The sequence below is a fragment of the Nocardioides sp. cx-169 genome, assembly GCF_021083605.1.
Taxonomy (GTDB): Bacteria; Actinomycetota; Actinomycetes; order Propionibacteriales; family Nocardioidaceae; genus Nocardioides.
This window is the reverse complement of sequence record NZ_JAJNRO010000013.1, coordinates 15,582-30,273: the sequence shown is the minus strand read 5'-3', so window position 1 is coordinate 30,273 and position 14,692 is coordinate 15,582. Positions and strand designations below refer to the sequence as shown.

Here is a 14,692-nt window from a genome sequence, read left to right as displayed (position 1 = left end):
GCGGGCCACCTGGCCTCGCGTACGGTTGTCCGGCGATGAGGGACCCTGACGCGTTCGACGCGTTCTACCGCGAGACCGGCGAGCGACTGCTGCTGCAGACGTACGCCCTGACCGGCGACCTCACCGCGGCCCGCACGGCCGTGCGCGACTCCTACATCGTGGCCTGGCATCACTGGCGCAAGATCTCCCAGCTCGACGACCCGGAGGCGGCCGTCCGCCCGCACGCGTGGCGACACGCCCAGCGCCGCCACACCGCGCGGCTGTGGCACCGCGACAAGCAGATCGACCCCGAGGTGCGCGCCACCCTGGACGCCCTCGCCACGCTGACGGTCCTGCAGCGCAAGGCGCTCCTGCTCACCCAGCTCGCCGACGTGTCCATGCCCCAGATGGCCCGCGAGATCGGCGTACCGCTCGAGCAGGCCGAGCGGGAGCTGCAGAGCGGCGCCGCGCAGTTCGCGCTGGCGCGCGAGGTCGCCGCGGGCGAGATCCCCCTGATGCTGCAGGGCCTCGCACCGATCGTGAGCGCGGTGCGCTTCCCGCGCGCCCCGATCGTACGGCGGGCAGGTGCGGCCCGGCGGCGCACCCACACGACCGCCGGCGTCGTCGCCCTCGTCGCGGCGTTCCTGCTGAGCGGCTCCCTCATCACCGACGCCACCGGCGTGCGTCCCTCGCTCGACTTCGACCGCACGGCCGCAGCGGGCCCCGACCGACCCCTCCTCAGCGGCGGGCCACCGGAGGTGGTGCTGCCCCAGGAGAGCCTGCTCACCGTCGCCCAGGCCTCCGTGGGCCAGGAGGGCCGCAGCTGGACCGAGGGCGAGACCACGGACAACTCCGAGGGCACCGGCATGGCCACCCTGTGCCAGCGCGAGCGCTACGCCGACCCCCGCGGCCGGGCCACGCTGGTGCGCACGTTCACCGCCCCACGCACCCAGAAGCGGCCGCCGACCTCGGTGGTCCAGGTCGCGGAGGCGTCGCGCTCCCCCAGGGCCGCCGTCGCGGCCTACCGCACGGCGCTCGGCTGGTATGCCGGCTGCCAGGTCGAGCGCGTCCAGCTGCTCTCCACGCGGCGCGTCGAGGGCGTCGGCGACCAGGCGATGCTGTTCACCCTGCGCTCGTGGGCGCGGCCGGTGGAGACCGTCACGGTCGGCGTCGCCCGCACCGGACGCTACGTGACGACGACCTCCTCCCGGGTCCGCGACGACGCCCGCCCCGACGTGAACGCGGGGGCCCGGCTGCTCGGATCGGCCGTCAGCGGACTGTGCGCGCTGCCCGAGGCCGGCGCGTGCACGCAGCGGGCGCGGTTGGTCCCGGTGCCGCCGCTGCCGATGGGCAGGCTGCCCGCGATGCTGGCCGAGCTGGACCTGCCGCCGGTCGGCGGCGTCAACCGGCCCTGGGCGGGCACCCCGCCCGTGCGCGCCGACGAGAACCCCGCCGCCACCAGGTGCGAGGGTGCCCGCTTCACCGGCGCGTTCGAGGGCGCGAAGTTCAGCAACACCGCCACTCGCACGTTCGTGATCCCCAAGGCCGGCCTGCCCGACCGCTTCGGCCTGACCGAGACCATCGGCGCGCTGCCGCTCAAGCGGGCCGAGAGGTTCGTGGAGCGGATCCGCACCCGGCTGGCGGCCTGCCCGGACGAGGACCTCGGCACCGACGTGACCCGGGTGGCCCACCGCGACACCTCGACCACCGACCTGTCGGTGTGGCAGCTCACGACGGAGATCTCCGACTCCGAGTCGGTGACCTACTGGATGGCCGTCCTGCGCCACGGCACCGCGGTCGCCCAGCTCGGCTTCGTCCCGGCGCAGGGAGCCCAGATGGCCGACGGCACCTTCGTCGGCCTGGCCGAGCGGGCGCTCGACCGCCTGGGCCGGCTGCCCGCCCCCGACCGCACCTGATCGGCAGACTCACCGGGCCGGCCTGCAACCGTGGTGGCTCCGAGGGCGTATCCCTCCCGACCGCACCACCAGGCAGCGCGAGACGGGACAGTCGATGGACGAGCGTGAGTTCGACGACCTCGATACCGCGTCGTTCACGCGCGTCACCGCCCAGCTCTACGCGATGATCGGAGACCGCGACGAGGCGCAGGAGTGCGTCCAGGAGGCCTTCGTCCGGGCCTGGGCACATCGTCGCCAGCTCGAGACGGCGCGGCGGAGGCGTGGGTCCGCACCGTGGCGCTGCTCGCCGACGAGCCACACGGCTCCGGCGGCCTCGAGGAGGGAGTGACCCGTGCGTGACCCCATCGACGAGCTCGAGAGCTTCGACCCGGGAGCCCCCCGGAACCCCCTGCCGCCCGCCGAGGTGCGGCGCCTCGGCGAGCGCCACCGGCGCCGGGTGGGACCCACGCTGCTGGCCGCATCGACCTTCAGCGGGTACGAGGCGCCCGGCGTCGCGCAGCGACCCACCGGGCTCCTGGAGGTCGTTGCCGCGTTGTGCGCCTTCACCCGCGCCGGCTGCTGACCCGTCACCACCTCACCGAAATGCCGCTGACCCGTCAGAAAGTCTCTGACGGGTCAGCGGGTTGGTCGGGTGCTACAGGCTCTGCAGGATGTCCCGCATGAGCTGGGCGGTCTCGGAGGGCGTCTTGCCGACCTTGACGCCGACGGCCTCGAGGGCCTCCTTCTTGGCCTGCGCGGTGCCCGAGGAGCCGGAGACGATGGCGCCGGCGTGGCCCATGGTCTTGCCCTCGGGGGCGGTGAAGCCCGCGACGTAGCCGACGACCGGCTTGGTCACGTTGTCCTTGATGTACGCCGCGGCGCGCTCCTCGGCGTCGCCGCCGATCTCGCCGATCATCACGATCGCCTTGGTGTCCGGGTCCGCCTCGAACGCCGCGAGGGCGTCGATGTGGGTGGTCCCGACGATCGGGTCGCCGCCGATGCCGATGGCGGTGGAGAAGCCGAAGTCCCGCAGCTCGTACATCATCTGGTAGGTCAGCGTCCCGGACTTCGACACCAGGCCGACCGGGCCGGTGCCCGCGATGGTGTGCGGGGTGATGCCGGCCAGCGACTCGCCGGGGGTGATGATGCCCGGGCAGTTGGGACCGATCATCCGCGTCGACTTGCCGTCCAGGTAGGCCCACACCTCGGCCGTGTCCTGCACCGGCACGCCCTCGGTGATGACCACGAGCAGGCCGATGCCCGCGTCGATGGCCTCGATGCAAGCGTCCTTGGTGAACGCCGGCGGCACGAAGACGACCGACACGTCGGCGCCGGTCTCCTTCATGGCCTCGGCGACACTGCCGAAGACCGGCAGCTCCTGGCCGGCGAGCTCGACCGACGTACCGGCCTTGCGCGCGTTGACACCGCCGACGATGTTCGAGCCGGCCTGGACCATCAGGGTGGTGTGCTTGGAGCCCATGCCGCCCGTCATGCCCTGGACGATGATCTTGGAGTCCTTGTTGAGGTAGATAGACATGTCTTCGTCCTTACGCGTTCGCGAGCTCGGCGGCCTTGTCGGCCGCTCCGTCCATCGTGTCGACCTGGGTGACCAGCGGGTGGTTGAGCTCGTCGAGGATCCGGCGGCCCTCCTCCACGTTGTTCCCGTCGAGCCGGACGACCAGCGGCTTGGTGGCCTCGTCGCCGAGGATCTCCAGCGCGCCCTTGATGCCGTTGGCGACCTCGTCACAGGCGGTGATCCCGCCGAAGACGTTCACGAACACGCTCTTGACCTGCGAGTCGTTCAGGATCACGTCCAGGCCGTCGGCCATCACCTGTGCGTTGGCGCCGCCGCCGATGTCCAGGAAGTTGGCGGGCTTGACGCCGCCGTGCCCCTCACCGGCGTACGCGACGACGTCGAGGGTCGACATGACCAGGCCCGCGCCGTTGCCGATGATGCCGACCTCGCCGTCGAGCTTGACGTAGTTGAGGCCCTTGGCCTTCGCCTTGGCCTCGAGCGGGTCCGCGGCGTCCTTGTCCTCGAACTGCGCGTGGTCCTCGTGGCGGAACTCGGCGTTCTCGTCCAGCGACACCTTGCCGTCGAGGGCCTCCAGCACGTCGCCCTCGAGCCGGGCGAGCGGGTTGACCTCGACCAGGGTGGCGTCCTCCTCGACGAAGACCTTCCACAGGTTCAGGACCGTGGTCACGGCCTGCTCGACGAGCGGCTCGGGGAAGCCGGCCTCCGCGACGATCTCGCGGGCCTTGGCCTCGTCGACGCCGGTGCCGGCGTTGATCGGGATCTGCTTGACGGCGTCGGGGTTGGTCTTCGCGACCTCCTCGATCTCGACACCGCCCTCGACGCTGGCGATGCACAGGTACTGACGGTTGGCGCGGTCGAGCAGGAAGGAGAAGTAGTACTCCTCCTGGATGCTCGCGGCCGGGGCGATCAGCACGCGGTGCACCGTGAGGCCCTTGATCTCCATGCCGAGGATCGCCGTGGCGTGCTCCTCGGCCTCGTCGGGGGTCTTGGCGAGCTTGACGCCGCCGGCCTTGCCGCGACCGCCCGCCTTGACCTGGGCCTTGACGACGCAGACGCCCAGCTTCTCGGCGGCCTCGCGTGCCTCGGCCGGCGTCGTGGCGACGATGCCGGGCGTGCCCGGGACGTCGTGCTTGGCGAAGAGCTCCTTCGCCTGAAATTCCATCAGATCCACTGATCCACCGTGTCCTCGTATGTGAGCGGGTAGCCTGGCCGGCTGCTCGCCGTGCTTGGGGTATCCCCGGCACCCTAGTCCCGCCCCCGGGCCTACGACGAGCCCGCCCGACGTGATGCGGGGCATACGACCGACGGGTAACAAGACACCGGCTGCGCCGTTCTCCAGACAGGACGCCGAGAGTTCTCCACACTGGTCCCGGCGGGATTTTCGGGTCCCTGACCCATCCGTTACAGTTCTGGCTTCCGCGCTCGCCGGGCCCCATCAGGCGCGCGCCGATGACCGAGCGCGACACCCCTCAACGACACGGAGCGACTATTCATGGGTAGCCACCGGGCGGATCGAAGCGGCTCGCGCCGTCGACCCTCGGCGACTCCCACGAGTCATTCCAGCAGCCACTCCCGGAGCCAGTCTGGTGAGTCGCAGGCCGTCGACGGGCCCAGCACCTACGTCGGTCGCCGCGTCGCGCGGCCGGTCGAGCCGGTCGCCCAGGCCGAGCCCCGCACCGAGGTGCTCGAGTCCGTGGCCGTCGAGGCCGCCGCCGCGCGCACCGCCGAGATCCCCGTCGTGGTGGTCCGCCGAGCGCCCGGGTCCCGCAAGGCCGTCAAGCACGCCGGCTCCCGTGGCCCCCTGTACAAGGGCCTCCCCTCGGTGCCGGTGCTGGTCGGCGTCGCCACCCTGGCCGTCGCCGTGGGCGGGGCCCTCACCTCGACCGGTCCCGACCTGACCGCCAGCGCCGACACCGGCGTACGTCAGGCCAGCGCCCTGTCCGGTGCCAGCGGCACCGGAAGCGTGTTCCTCGGCGACCGCGAGCAGCAGGTCAGCCGTGACTCGCGCCGCGACGCCCTCGCCGACACCGCCGACAACGAGCTCGTGGCCGCTGCCGAGCAGCAGGCCAAGCAGCGCAACGCCGCCCTCGCGCAGTTCGCCAAGCAGGCCGAGGCCCGCGCCGGCGAGATCGCGCTCAACCGCTGGGTGATGCCGCTCGACAACATCAGCCTGACGGCCCGCTACGGCGAGTACGGCCTCTGGTCGAGCTACCACACCGGCCTCGACTTCAACGGCGAGACCGGTGACCCGATCTACGCGGTGGCCAACGGCGTGATCACGTCCACCGGTTACGACGGCGCCTACGGCAACAAGACCGTGCTCACGCTCGAGGACGGCACCGAGATCTGGTTCTGCCACCAGACCGACATCGTCGTCAGCGAGGGCGACGTCGTCCGCGCCGGCGAGACCATCGGGACGGTCGGCACCACCGGCCACGTCACCGGCTCGCACCTGCACGTCGAGGTCCGCCCGGGCGGCGGCGACCCGGTCGACCCGTACCAGGCCTTCCTGGTCCACGGCGCGACCTTCTGACGTCCTTCCGGGGATCGATCCCTTCGGCTTACGGCGTCTCGACACGCCGGTCGCGACCTCGCAGGCTCGGTCGCGCGGCTCGCTCGACGACCATCAAGCTGTGCCCGTGCCTCGCAGGCTCGGCACGGTCACAGCTTCTCGACGGGCGCGTAGCGCAGTAGCAGCCGCTTGACGCCCTCGGAGCCGAAGTCGATCGAGGCCACGGCCTTGTCGGCGCTGCCTTCCAGCGCGACGACGGTGCCCATGCCGAAGGAGTCGTGGACGACCCGGTCGCCCGGCTCCAGCGAGGGGATCTCCCGGGCGGGCTTGGCCTTGGACGCGGCGTCGGCACGGGCGGCGGCCGAGGAGAAGTTGCGCCGGCCCGCCGCGGTCGGCGAGCTCATGCTCGCCCGTGAGCCCTCCGCGAGGTTGGGCCGCCCCCAGCGGCTCTGGGCCGCCTCGGTGCGCCGCCAGTCGACCAGGTCGACCGGCAGCTCGTCGAGGAACCGGGAGCCGGGGTTGTGCGAGGGGGCACCCCAGGCGGAGCGGACCACGGCACGGGAGATGTAGAGCCGCTCGCGCGCGCGGGTGACGCCGACGTAGGCCAGGCGCCGCTCCTCCTCCAGCTCGGGCTGGTCGCCGAGCGAGCGGGCGTGCGGGAAGACGCCGTCCTCGAGGCCGGTCAGGAAGACCACCGGGAACTCCAGGCCCTTGGCGGTGTGGAGCGTCATGAGCGTCACCACACCCTGGTCTCCGTCGTCGTCGGGGATCTGGTCGGTGTCGGCGACGAGCGCGACGCGCTCCAGGAAGTCCACGAGTCCGGGCGCGACCAGACCGGCATCGACGTCGGCGGGGTCGGCGGAGGGACCGGGCACCGGGTCGTCGGAGAACTCGCGGGCGACCGCGACGAGCTCGGCGAGGTTCTCCAGACGGGTCGCGTCCTGGGGGTCGTCGGAGGCCTCGAGCTCGGCAAGATAGCCGGAGCGGGCGAGCACCGACTCGAGGATGACGTCGGCGCGCTCGCCGGCCTCCACCATCGACTGCAGCTCCTCGACCATCGCCACGAAGGCCTTGATGTTGGTGAGCGAGCGCGTGGCGAGCCCCGGGGCCCGGTCGGCCCGGCGCAGCGCCTCCCAGAAGGTCAGGCCGTCGCGCTCGGCGAGCAGGCTGACGCAGGCGACCGCCCGGTCGCCGATGCCCCGCTTGGGGGTGTTGAGGATCCGGCGCAGCGACACCTGGTCGTCGGCGTTGGCGAGCATCCGCAGGTAGGCGAGGGCGTCGCGGACCTCGCGCCGTTCGTAGAAGCGCACTCCCCCGACCACCTTGTAGGGCTGGCCGGTGCGGATGAACACCTCCTCGAACACCCGCGACTGGGCGTTGGTGCGGTAGAACACCGCCACGTCGCCGGCCCGGCCGCCCGCGTCGACGAGCTTGTCGATCTCCTCCGACACGAACCGCGCCTCGTCGTGCTCGTCGTCGGCGACGTACCCGACGATCCGCTCGCCGTCTCCGGCGTCGGACCACAGCCGTTTGGGCTTGCGTCCCTTGTTGTGACCGATGACGGAGTTGGCGGCCGTGAGGATGGTCTGCGTGGAGCGGTAGTTCTGCTCGAGCAGGATGGAGGTGGCGTTGGGGAAGTCCTGCTCGAAGTCCATGATGTTGCGGATGTTGGCGCCGCGGAACGCGTAGATCGACTGGTCGGCGTCGCCGACGACCATCAGCTCGGCCGGTTCGACCCGCTCCTCGCCCTCCACCAGCTCCGGGTTGTCGGCGCAGAGCTGGTGGATGAGGGCGTACTGGGCGTGGTTGGTGTCCTGGTACTCGTCGACCAGGACGTGGCGGAACCGGCGCCGATAGGTCTCACGGACCTCCGGGAAGGCCTGCAGGAGGTGCACCGTCATCATGATCAGGTCGTCGAAGTCGAGGGCGTTGGCCTCGCGCAGGCGTCGCTGGTAGAGCGCGTACGCCGCGGCGTACTGCTCCTCCACGTGGTTGTGGGTGTCCTTGGCGACCTCCTCGGGGTCGCGCAGCTCGTTCTTGTGGTTGCTGACCCAGTGGAGCACCGGGCCAGGTTGGAACCTCTTCGCGTCGAGGTCGAGGTCCTTGATGACCAGGCTCATCAGGCGCTTCTGGTCGGCGGCGTCGTAGATCGAGAAGCTCGACTTGAAGCCGAGCTTGTCGATCTCCTTGCGCAGGATCCGGACGCAGGCGGAGTGGAAGGTGCTGACCCACATGATCCGCGCACGCTTGCCGACCAGCTCCTCGACGCGCTCCTTCATCTCGCCCGCGGCCTTGTTGGTGAACGTGATCGCGAGGATGGAGCCGGGGTGGGCCTTGCGCTCGGAGATGATCCAGGCGATGCGGCGCGTGAGCACGCGGGTCTTGCCCGACCCCGCTCCGGCCACCACGAGCAGCGGGCTGCCGGCATGGGTGACGGCCGCGCGCTGCGGCTCGTTGAGCCCCTCGAGCAGCTCCTCGCGCGACGGTCCACGAGGGGAGGTGCGGGCCTCCTCCGCGGTGTGCCGGTCCATGCCGGGGAACGCGAACTGGGCTGCCTGGGCTGCTGCTGACGACGGCGTACTCATCCTGCGCCCAGCCTACGTGCGCGCACCCCCGGGGTTGGTGTCGGCGGCGGTCCGGGGCAGGTCACACGTCATGGCGAGGTCTTCCACGTTGATATTTCGACGTGGAAGAGCAACCGACAACGCATGACATGCGCTGGGGCCACCCGGCACTATGCGTGCGCGGAGGACCAGAGGACGGCGACGGCGACGTTGGCGACGGAGAGGGCGAGGAGGCCGAGCCAGAGGCCCTGGGGGATCCGCTCCTTGCGCAGGTTGGCCATGACCAGGATCAGCACGACCAGGCCGATGAGGAGCTTGACCCCCACCTTGGCGTGGTTGACGTCGCCGTCACCGGCCTCGAGGACGCCGACGAGGGCCAGGCCGGCGAGGAAGGCGGTGCCGGCGCCGTCGCGCATGGCCCCGTTGACGACCTTGGTCGCGGAGCCCGCCTGCACGATGAGACCGCCGAAGAGCGCGGCGAACCCGAGCAGGTGGATGATCAGAAGGATCTGGCGCAAGGTCTCCATGCCCGAACCCTAGTGATCGGCCGCGGCCGCCGGGCGGCGGCTCCCTCTGCGCCGCCCCGCCGCGTGACCCACGTCAAGGGCGACGGCCGGCGCTACTTCTTCCGCTTGCGTGGAGCCGGCCGTACGACGAGCACCGGGCAGGGCGCGGAGTGCTGGACGCGCTGGGCCGTGCTGCCGAGCAGGACCGTGTCGCTGAGGCCGCGGCTGCCTGCGGCGACGACGACGAGGCCGGCCTCGTACTGCTTGGCGGCCTTGATGATCTCGGCCGCGGGCGAGCCGCTGCGGATACGGGTCTGCACCTTGGGGCCCCACCCCTCGAAGACCTTCGCGACGCCCTCGGTAGCACTCTCGGCAGCGGCCCGGAACGACAGCGAGTCGAACGTCGCGCCCCCCTTGCCGACAGGAGCCAGGTCGTCGGCGAACGCGACGGCGGCGTAGGGACGGATCACGGCGACCACCGAGATCGTGGTGATCTTCTGGGGGTCGGCGAACGACTTGAGGTGCTTGGCCGCGGCCAAGGACTGGCGGGACCCGTCGGTGGCGACGATGACATGCATGTCAGATCTCCTTATCCGCCGCGGCGGAGCCGGGCTCGATGTCGTTCGGTCGGTCCCGATTGCCGAAGAAGTACTCCGCAAGGAAGAGCACGAGGCCGACTCCGAGCAAGCCCGCACACCAGATCAGCGAGCCGGGGTCGTCGTAGATCGTGAAGTAGAGGATCGCCAGGTTGCCGATCAGCCCCAAGACCAGCAGGGGGGTGTTGGCGCGGAAGAACGGTCCGTCCTCGTCGCGCCCGCGCAACTTGAGGCAGGCGACGATCACGAGGGCGTAGATCGCCAGCAGCAGGACGACCGTGACTGTGGCAAGACGACCGACCAGGTCGATGCCGCCGCCGGCCTCGGTGACCAGGGTTCCGATGACCAGCAGCGCGCCGACGACGGCACCGGAGAAGATCAGGCCCACCCAGGGGCTGCGCCGGGTGGGGTGGACCTTCGCGAACACCGCTGGAACAACGTCCTCACGAGCCATCCCGTACAGCACGCGGGGCTGGGTGACGATGGTGACCAGCGTGGTGTTGGTGATGGCGATCAGCGCGATGACCGAGAACAGCGTGCTCATGAAGCTGGTGGAGATGGGCAGGATGCCGGCCTCGACCACCTCGAGCAGCGCGGCGTCCGACGTGGCCAGCGTCTCCGTCGGCACGGTCAGGGCGGCGGCCATCGAGACCAGGACGTAGACGAGCCCGGCCACGATCATGCCGCCGACCAGCGAGCGCGGGAACGCCTTGTAGGGGTCGACCGTCTCCTCGGCGACGTTGGCGGTGTTCTCGAAGCCGGTCATCGCGAAGAACGAGAAGGAGATGCCGGCCAGGATCGCGAGCGCGAAGTTGCCGTAGTCGCCGGAGGTGTCGATCTGGGTGAGCACGCCGAAGTCGGCGTCGCCCTGGAAGATGTAGACGATGCCGATGAGGAGCACGATCAGCAGGCCGCCCACCTCGACGAAGGTCATCAGCATGTTCATCCACACCGACTCGGTGATGCCGATGAAGTTGACCACCACGAGCAGCGCCACGAACACCAGGGACACGATCAGGGCCGGCGGGCCGGACCAGAGCGTGTCGAAGTAGGAGGCGAAGCCCACCGCCAGGGAGCCGGACGCCGCCATGCTCGCGGCGAGGAAGGAGACGGTGATCAGGAAGGTGAGCGGGCGGTTGCCGAAGGCCTTGTTGACGTAGAGCGACGCGCCCGCCGCCCGGGGGTACTTCGTCACCAGCTCGGCGTACGCCGACCCGGTGATCGCGGCGACCGACACCCCGATGGCGAAGGCGATCCAGAAGGCGCCGCCCACCGCCGCGGCGACCAGGCCGATGAGGACGTAGATCCCCGAGCCGAGGACGTCGCCGAGGGTGTAGAAGAAGAGGAGGCGACCGGTGATGGTGCGCTTGAGCTCCTCGTCGCCCTCGGGCTCTGCCGTGGTGTCAGGACTCGCAGTGCTCACAGGGGCCTCCTGGTTCGGGCGATGCGTCAAGCCCCCATACCCCTCCGCTCGTCCCCCAAACCCCCGGTGGCGATCGGGGCTCCGCGTCGCTCAGAGCAGCCGGCGCTCCGAGGCCCAGCGGCTCAGCTCGTGGCGCGAGGAGAGCTGCAGCTTGCGCAGGACCGACGACATGTGGGTCTCGACGGTCTTGATCGAGATGAACAGCTCCTTGGCGACCTCCTTGTAGGAGTAGCCGCGCGCGATCAGCCGCATGACCTCGCGCTCACGCTCGGTGAGGCGATCCAGGTCCTCGTCCACGGCCGCGACCTCGATGGAGCCCGCGAAGGCGTCGAGCACGAAGCCCGCCAGCCGCGGGGAGAACACCGCGTCGCCGTCCGCCACCCGCCGGATCGCGGAGACCAGCTCGGCGCCGGTGATCGTCTTCGTGACGTAGCCGCGCGCGCCACCGCGGATCGTGCCGATGACGTCCTCGGCGGCGTCGCTGACCGACAACGCGAGGAAGCGGGTCGGTCGCGCCTCGGAGGCCTCGGTGGTCGGGGCGGCCGGGGAGAGTGCGAGCCGGCGCATGACCTCCACGCCGCCGCCGCCGGGCAGGTGCACGTCGAGCAGGACGACATCGGGCCGGTGGGCGAGGACCGCCGCGATGGCCTCGTCGACGTCGGCCGCCTCGGCGAGCACCTCCACCTGGCCGGCGCCGACCCCCACCAGCTCGGCGCGGACGCCGCTGCGGAACATGGCGTGGTCGTCGACGATCACGACGCGCACGGGGGTCGGGTCAAGCATCGGGTTCCTCCTGGACGGGGCGAGGCAGGTGCAGCCGGACTTCGGTGCCGGCGTCGCCGGAGCGGATCTCGGCGGTGCCACCGTGTCGTTGCATGCGGTCGATGATGCTGTGCCGTACGCCGTAGCGGTCCTCGGGGACAGCGTCGGGGTGGAATCCCGGGCCGCGGTCGCGCACGAACACGTCGACGGCGCCCGGTGTGACCTCGGCGTACACGTCGACGCGCGGGGTCCCGGCGTGCTTGGCCGCGTTGGTCAGCGCCTCGCGGACCGCGGCGACGACGGGCCGCAGCGGCTCGGCCATGTCGCAGTCGCCGACGTTGACGACGTCGACGGAGATGCCGTGGGCATCCTCGACCTCGGCGGCCACGCCGCGCAGGGCGCTGGCCAGGCTGCGCTCGTCGGTGGCCTCACCGGCGTAGAGCCAGGCCCGCAGGTCACGCTCCTGGGCGCGCGCCAGCCTGGCCACCGTGGCCGCGTCGCCGGGGTTCTTCTGGATGAGCGCGAGGGTCTGGAGCACCGAGTCGTGCAGGTGGGCCGCGACGTCGGCGCGCTCCTGGGTGCGGATCCGCTCGGTGCGCTCGTCGGTGAGCTCCGAGGCCAGCCGGAAGACCCACGGACCCACGACCAGCAGCAGCCCGACCACGCCGAGCCCGCCCGCGATGAGGGCGCCGCGGGCCTGCTGCAGAGAGCCGTTGTCGAAGCCGAAGATGAAGAACGCGGACAGCAGCAGGACGACGCCGGCGCCGACCCGCGCGTACGACGCCCAGCCGCCGTTGCCGAAGATCACCCGCAGCGGGTCCACCCGGCCGGTGCTGTCCTGCCACCGCTCGCGCTGCGCCTCGTCGGCCTGGCGCCACAGCAGGGCCACCCCGACGATCCCGATCGCGACCGGCCAGACGACGGCCCCGTCGCCGAACACCGCCTGCACGACCAGGATGGCGCCGAGCCCGAGTGCGGACAGCGCGATCACCGGGCCGACGTCGGTGAGGCGGCGGATCCGGTGGGGGCGCCGACCGCCTCGGGTCGCGCTCTCCAGCCCGGGCGCCTGCGAGGTGAAGTGGGGCTCGGCCGGCAGCATCAGCCACAGGCCGGCGTACAGGAAGATGCCGAGGCCGCCCATGACCGCGGTCACGACGAACGCGACGCGCACCCAGAGCACCGGCATCGCGAGGTGGCGCGCCAGACCGGCGGCCACGCCGCCGATGACCGGCTCGTGGGTGTCGCGGAAGGCGCGGCGGACCTCCGGTCGGAGCTCGGGCCGGGGCGGCGCAGGGGCGGTGCTCATCGTGGATTCATCGTCACACAGGCGGCGGCCCCGGCACATGAGGTTCGACCCCGGTCCGACCCTGAGGCCGCAGGGTCCACGGCGTGCCAGGATCAGGGTCGTCCCCGATGGCGGGGAGTCCGGACCCAGAGCAGGCTGGAGCCATGACCACGACACCACCCGTCGCCCCCTCGGGACCCGGCGACCCCGGCGCGCAGGAGGGCCCGCGCGTCACCCGCGACGAGATCCGCGACCTGGGACGCCTGCGCCGCTCCGCCTACGACCGCAAGATCGCCGGGGTCGCGGGCGGGCTGGCCCGCCACCTCGACATCGACCCGACCATCCTGCGGGTGTCGTTCGTCGTGCTGTCGTTCTTCGGCGGCGCCGGCCTGATCGGGTACGGCGCGTGCTGGCTGCTGGTGCCCGACGAGCGCACCCAGGACGCGACCGTGCGGCTCGACGAGCGCAGCCGCACGTTCGCGCTGTGGGTCGCCGGCCTCGTCGCCGCCCTCGCCCTGGTGGGCGACTCGCTCGGTGGCTGGGGCTTCCCGTGGCCGCTGGCGGTGCTCGGCCTGGTCGCGGTGGCCGTCATGGCCCTGCGCGGGGACCGACCGGTCTCCCCGCCGCCCTCTGCCGCACCCGCCACCGCCCCGGGGACCACTCCCTACGCCGCACCCGGGTCCGCACCGGGCGCGCCCGCCCCCAGCTACCCCACCGCCGCGTACCCGACGTACGTCCCGGCGCCCGTGCCGCCTCGCCCGCGCCGACGCGGCCCGCTGCTGTTCTGGTTCACCCTGGCCCTGATCGCCCTCGCCGAGGGGGTGCTGGGGATCGTGGACCTGGCCGGCGCGACGGTCACCGACTCCAGCTACCCGGCGCTCGCGCTGGCGATCACCGGCGCGATGCTGCTCCTCGGCGCCTTCTACGGCCGCGCCGGTGGGCTGATCGCCGTCGGCCTGGTGGCGGCGCTCGTCACGGCCGGGTCGACGGTCGCCGAGGAGCTCGAGGGAGGCCGGCTCCGCGAGACCCCGCAGACCGCGGCCCAGGTCGACGCGCGCTACCAGACCACCGCGGGCGAGATCGTCCTCGACCTGCGCGAGGTCCAGGACCTCGATGCCCTGGATGGGCGCACCATCGACCTGGAGTCGACCTTCGGTCGGATCCAGGTGATCGTGCCCGACGGCCTCGACGTCGACGCCGACGCGGTCATCGACGCCGGGGGACGCACCGCCCTCTTCGGTGACGACCGGGACGGCTCCGACAGCCACTTCCACGACGGCGGCGACGACGCCCCCCTTCTCCACATCGACGCCGAGGTCACCTTCGGCGAGATCGTGGTCGACACCCGCAGGAGCATCCGATGAGCGAGATCCACGAGCCCGCCGAGTCCGGTCGGCACCCCGTCAACGTCGGGCACCTGGTCATGGGCATCGCCTTCCTGGGCCTCGCGCTGGTCTGGTCGCTGATCGCCAACGACGTGGTCGAGGGCGCCGACGTGCGCTGGCTCCTGCCGGTCCCGTGGGTGGTGGCGGGAGCGGCCGGACTGGCCGCCGTGGCCGTCACCGGCCGGCGCCGTCACGCCGTCCGCCAGACCGGCTGGGTGGCGCCCGAGGATGGCGGCCACTAGGGAGGC

General features: G+C 71.7%; 14 protein-coding genes. 6 read left to right on the top strand and 8 right to left on the bottom strand.

The annotated features are described in order from the left end of the window. The first annotated feature begins 35 nt into the window (after positions 1 to 35). The 3 genes from LRP67_RS16910 to LRP67_RS16900 all read left to right on the top strand — a co-directional run bounded on the left by LRP67_RS16910 (position 36) and on the right by LRP67_RS16900 (position 2,457). Positions 36 to 1,895 carry a hypothetical protein gene (locus LRP67_RS16910; RefSeq protein WP_231271334.1) on the top strand — a complete coding sequence of 620 codons (1,860 nt, stop codon included), beginning with the start codon at positions 36 to 38 and terminating at the stop codon, positions 1,893 to 1,895. A 94-nt stretch (positions 1,896 to 1,989) separates the two neighbouring features. Beyond that, positions 1,990 to 2,223, top strand: coding sequence for an RNA polymerase sigma factor (locus LRP67_RS16905; protein WP_231271333.1), 234 nt, complete (start codon positions 1,990 to 1,992; stop codon positions 2,221 to 2,223). Positions 2,224 to 2,226: 3 nt separating this feature from the next. Then, positions 2,227 to 2,457 carry a hypothetical protein gene (locus LRP67_RS16900; RefSeq protein WP_231271332.1) on the top strand — a complete coding sequence of 77 codons (231 nt, stop codon included), beginning with the start codon at positions 2,227 to 2,229 and terminating at the stop codon, positions 2,455 to 2,457. Positions 2,458 to 2,529: 72 nt separating this feature from the next. Here the strand turns inward: LRP67_RS16900 and sucD are convergent, their stop codons facing one another. Continuing rightward, entirely contained in the window at positions 2,530 to 3,411 is an 882-nt protein-coding gene (sucD, locus tag LRP67_RS16895) for a succinate--CoA ligase subunit alpha (RefSeq protein ID WP_231271331.1), read from the bottom strand. Between the two features lie 10 nt (positions 3,412 to 3,421). Then, positions 3,422 to 4,582, bottom strand: coding sequence for an ADP-forming succinate--CoA ligase subunit beta (gene sucC, locus LRP67_RS16890; RefSeq protein ID WP_231271330.1), 1,161 nt, complete (start codon positions 4,580 to 4,582; stop codon positions 3,422 to 3,424). Between the two features lie 321 nt (positions 4,583 to 4,903). Here sucC and LRP67_RS16885 point away from each other — a divergent pair, with 321 nt between their 5' ends. After that, a complete protein-coding gene (locus LRP67_RS16885; RefSeq protein WP_231271329.1) occupies positions 4,904 to 5,944 on the top strand; it encodes a M23 family metallopeptidase in 1,041 nt (346 codons plus the stop codon). A 128-nt stretch (positions 5,945 to 6,072) separates the two neighbouring features. Here the strand turns inward: LRP67_RS16885 and pcrA are convergent, their stop codons facing one another. The 6 genes from pcrA to LRP67_RS16855 form a co-directional block, all read right to left on the bottom strand. Beyond that, the gene (pcrA, locus tag LRP67_RS16880; protein ID WP_231271477.1) at positions 6,073 to 8,454 is read right to left on the bottom strand and encodes a DNA helicase PcrA; all 2,382 of its coding nucleotides are present in this window, start codon (positions 8,452 to 8,454) and stop codon (positions 6,073 to 6,075) included. Between the two features lie 203 nt (positions 8,455 to 8,657). Beyond that, positions 8,658 to 9,014: a hypothetical protein gene (locus LRP67_RS16875; protein WP_231242113.1), complete on the bottom strand. Its 357-nt coding sequence runs from the start codon at positions 9,012 to 9,014 to the stop codon at positions 8,658 to 8,660. A gap of 92 nt (positions 9,015 to 9,106) precedes the next feature. After that, positions 9,107 to 9,571, bottom strand: coding sequence for a universal stress protein (locus LRP67_RS16870; protein ID WP_231271328.1), 465 nt, complete (start codon positions 9,569 to 9,571; stop codon positions 9,107 to 9,109). 1 nt (position 9,572) lies between these two features. Beyond that, positions 9,573 to 11,012: an APC family permease gene (locus LRP67_RS16865; RefSeq protein WP_231271327.1), complete on the bottom strand. Its 1,440-nt coding sequence runs from the start codon at positions 11,010 to 11,012 to the stop codon at positions 9,573 to 9,575. A 90-nt stretch (positions 11,013 to 11,102) separates the two neighbouring features. After that, positions 11,103 to 11,795, bottom strand: coding sequence for a response regulator transcription factor (locus LRP67_RS16860; RefSeq protein ID WP_231271326.1), 693 nt, complete (start codon positions 11,793 to 11,795; stop codon positions 11,103 to 11,105). Then, entirely contained in the window at positions 11,788 to 13,080 is a 1,293-nt protein-coding gene (locus LRP67_RS16855) for a PspC domain-containing protein (RefSeq protein ID WP_231271325.1), read from the bottom strand. Before LRP67_RS16855 ends, LRP67_RS16860 begins: the two co-directional genes overlap by 8 nt. A gap of 143 nt (positions 13,081 to 13,223) precedes the next feature. On the opposite strand from LRP67_RS16855, the gene LRP67_RS16850 reads away from it, so the two are divergent. Next, positions 13,224 to 14,423, top strand: coding sequence for a PspC domain-containing protein (locus LRP67_RS16850; RefSeq protein ID WP_231271324.1), 1,200 nt, complete (start codon positions 13,224 to 13,226; stop codon positions 14,421 to 14,423). Next, positions 14,420 to 14,686 (top strand): hypothetical protein, encoded by a 267-nt coding sequence (locus tag LRP67_RS16845; protein WP_231271323.1) that lies wholly within the window; start codon positions 14,420 to 14,422, stop codon positions 14,684 to 14,686. The genes LRP67_RS16850 and LRP67_RS16845 overlap by 4 nt, the downstream gene beginning before the upstream one ends. Positions 14,687 to 14,692: the final 6 nt, after the last annotated feature.

What these genes read in the sequence shown, in the direction of transcription:
- LRP67_RS16910 (WP_231271334.1), top strand. Translation starts at nt 36, where the DNA reads ATGAGGGACCCTGACGCGTTCGACGCGTTCTACCGCGAGACCGGCGAG.
- LRP67_RS16905 (WP_231271333.1), top strand. Translation starts at nt 1,990, where the DNA reads ATGGACGAGCGTGAGTTCGACGACCTCGATACCGCGTCGTTCACGCGC.
- sucD (WP_231271331.1), bottom strand. Translation starts at nt 3,411, where the DNA reads ATGTCTATCTACCTCAACAAGGACTCCAAGATCATCGTCCAGGGCATG.
- LRP67_RS16885 (WP_231271329.1), top strand. Translation starts at nt 4,904, where the DNA reads ATGGGTAGCCACCGGGCGGATCGAAGCGGCTCGCGCCGTCGACCCTCG.
- pcrA (WP_231271477.1), bottom strand. Translation starts at nt 8,454, where the DNA reads ATGGACCGGCACACCGCGGAGGAGGCCCGCACCTCCCCTCGTGGACCG.
- LRP67_RS16875 (WP_231242113.1), bottom strand. Translation starts at nt 9,014, where the DNA reads ATGGAGACCTTGCGCCAGATCCTTCTGATCATCCACCTGCTCGGGTTC.
- LRP67_RS16870 (WP_231271328.1), bottom strand. Translation starts at nt 9,571, where the DNA reads ATGCATGTCATCGTCGCCACCGACGGGTCCCGCCAGTCCTTGGCCGCG.
- LRP67_RS16860 (WP_231271326.1), bottom strand. Translation starts at nt 11,795, where the DNA reads ATGCTTGACCCGACCCCCGTGCGCGTCGTGATCGTCGACGACCACGCC.
- LRP67_RS16855 (WP_231271325.1), bottom strand. Translation starts at nt 13,080, where the DNA reads ATGAGCACCGCCCCTGCGCCGCCCCGGCCCGAGCTCCGACCGGAGGTC.
- LRP67_RS16850 (WP_231271324.1), top strand. Translation starts at nt 13,224, where the DNA reads ATGACCACGACACCACCCGTCGCCCCCTCGGGACCCGGCGACCCCGGC.
- LRP67_RS16845 (WP_231271323.1), top strand. Translation starts at nt 14,420, where the DNA reads ATGAGCGAGATCCACGAGCCCGCCGAGTCCGGTCGGCACCCCGTCAAC.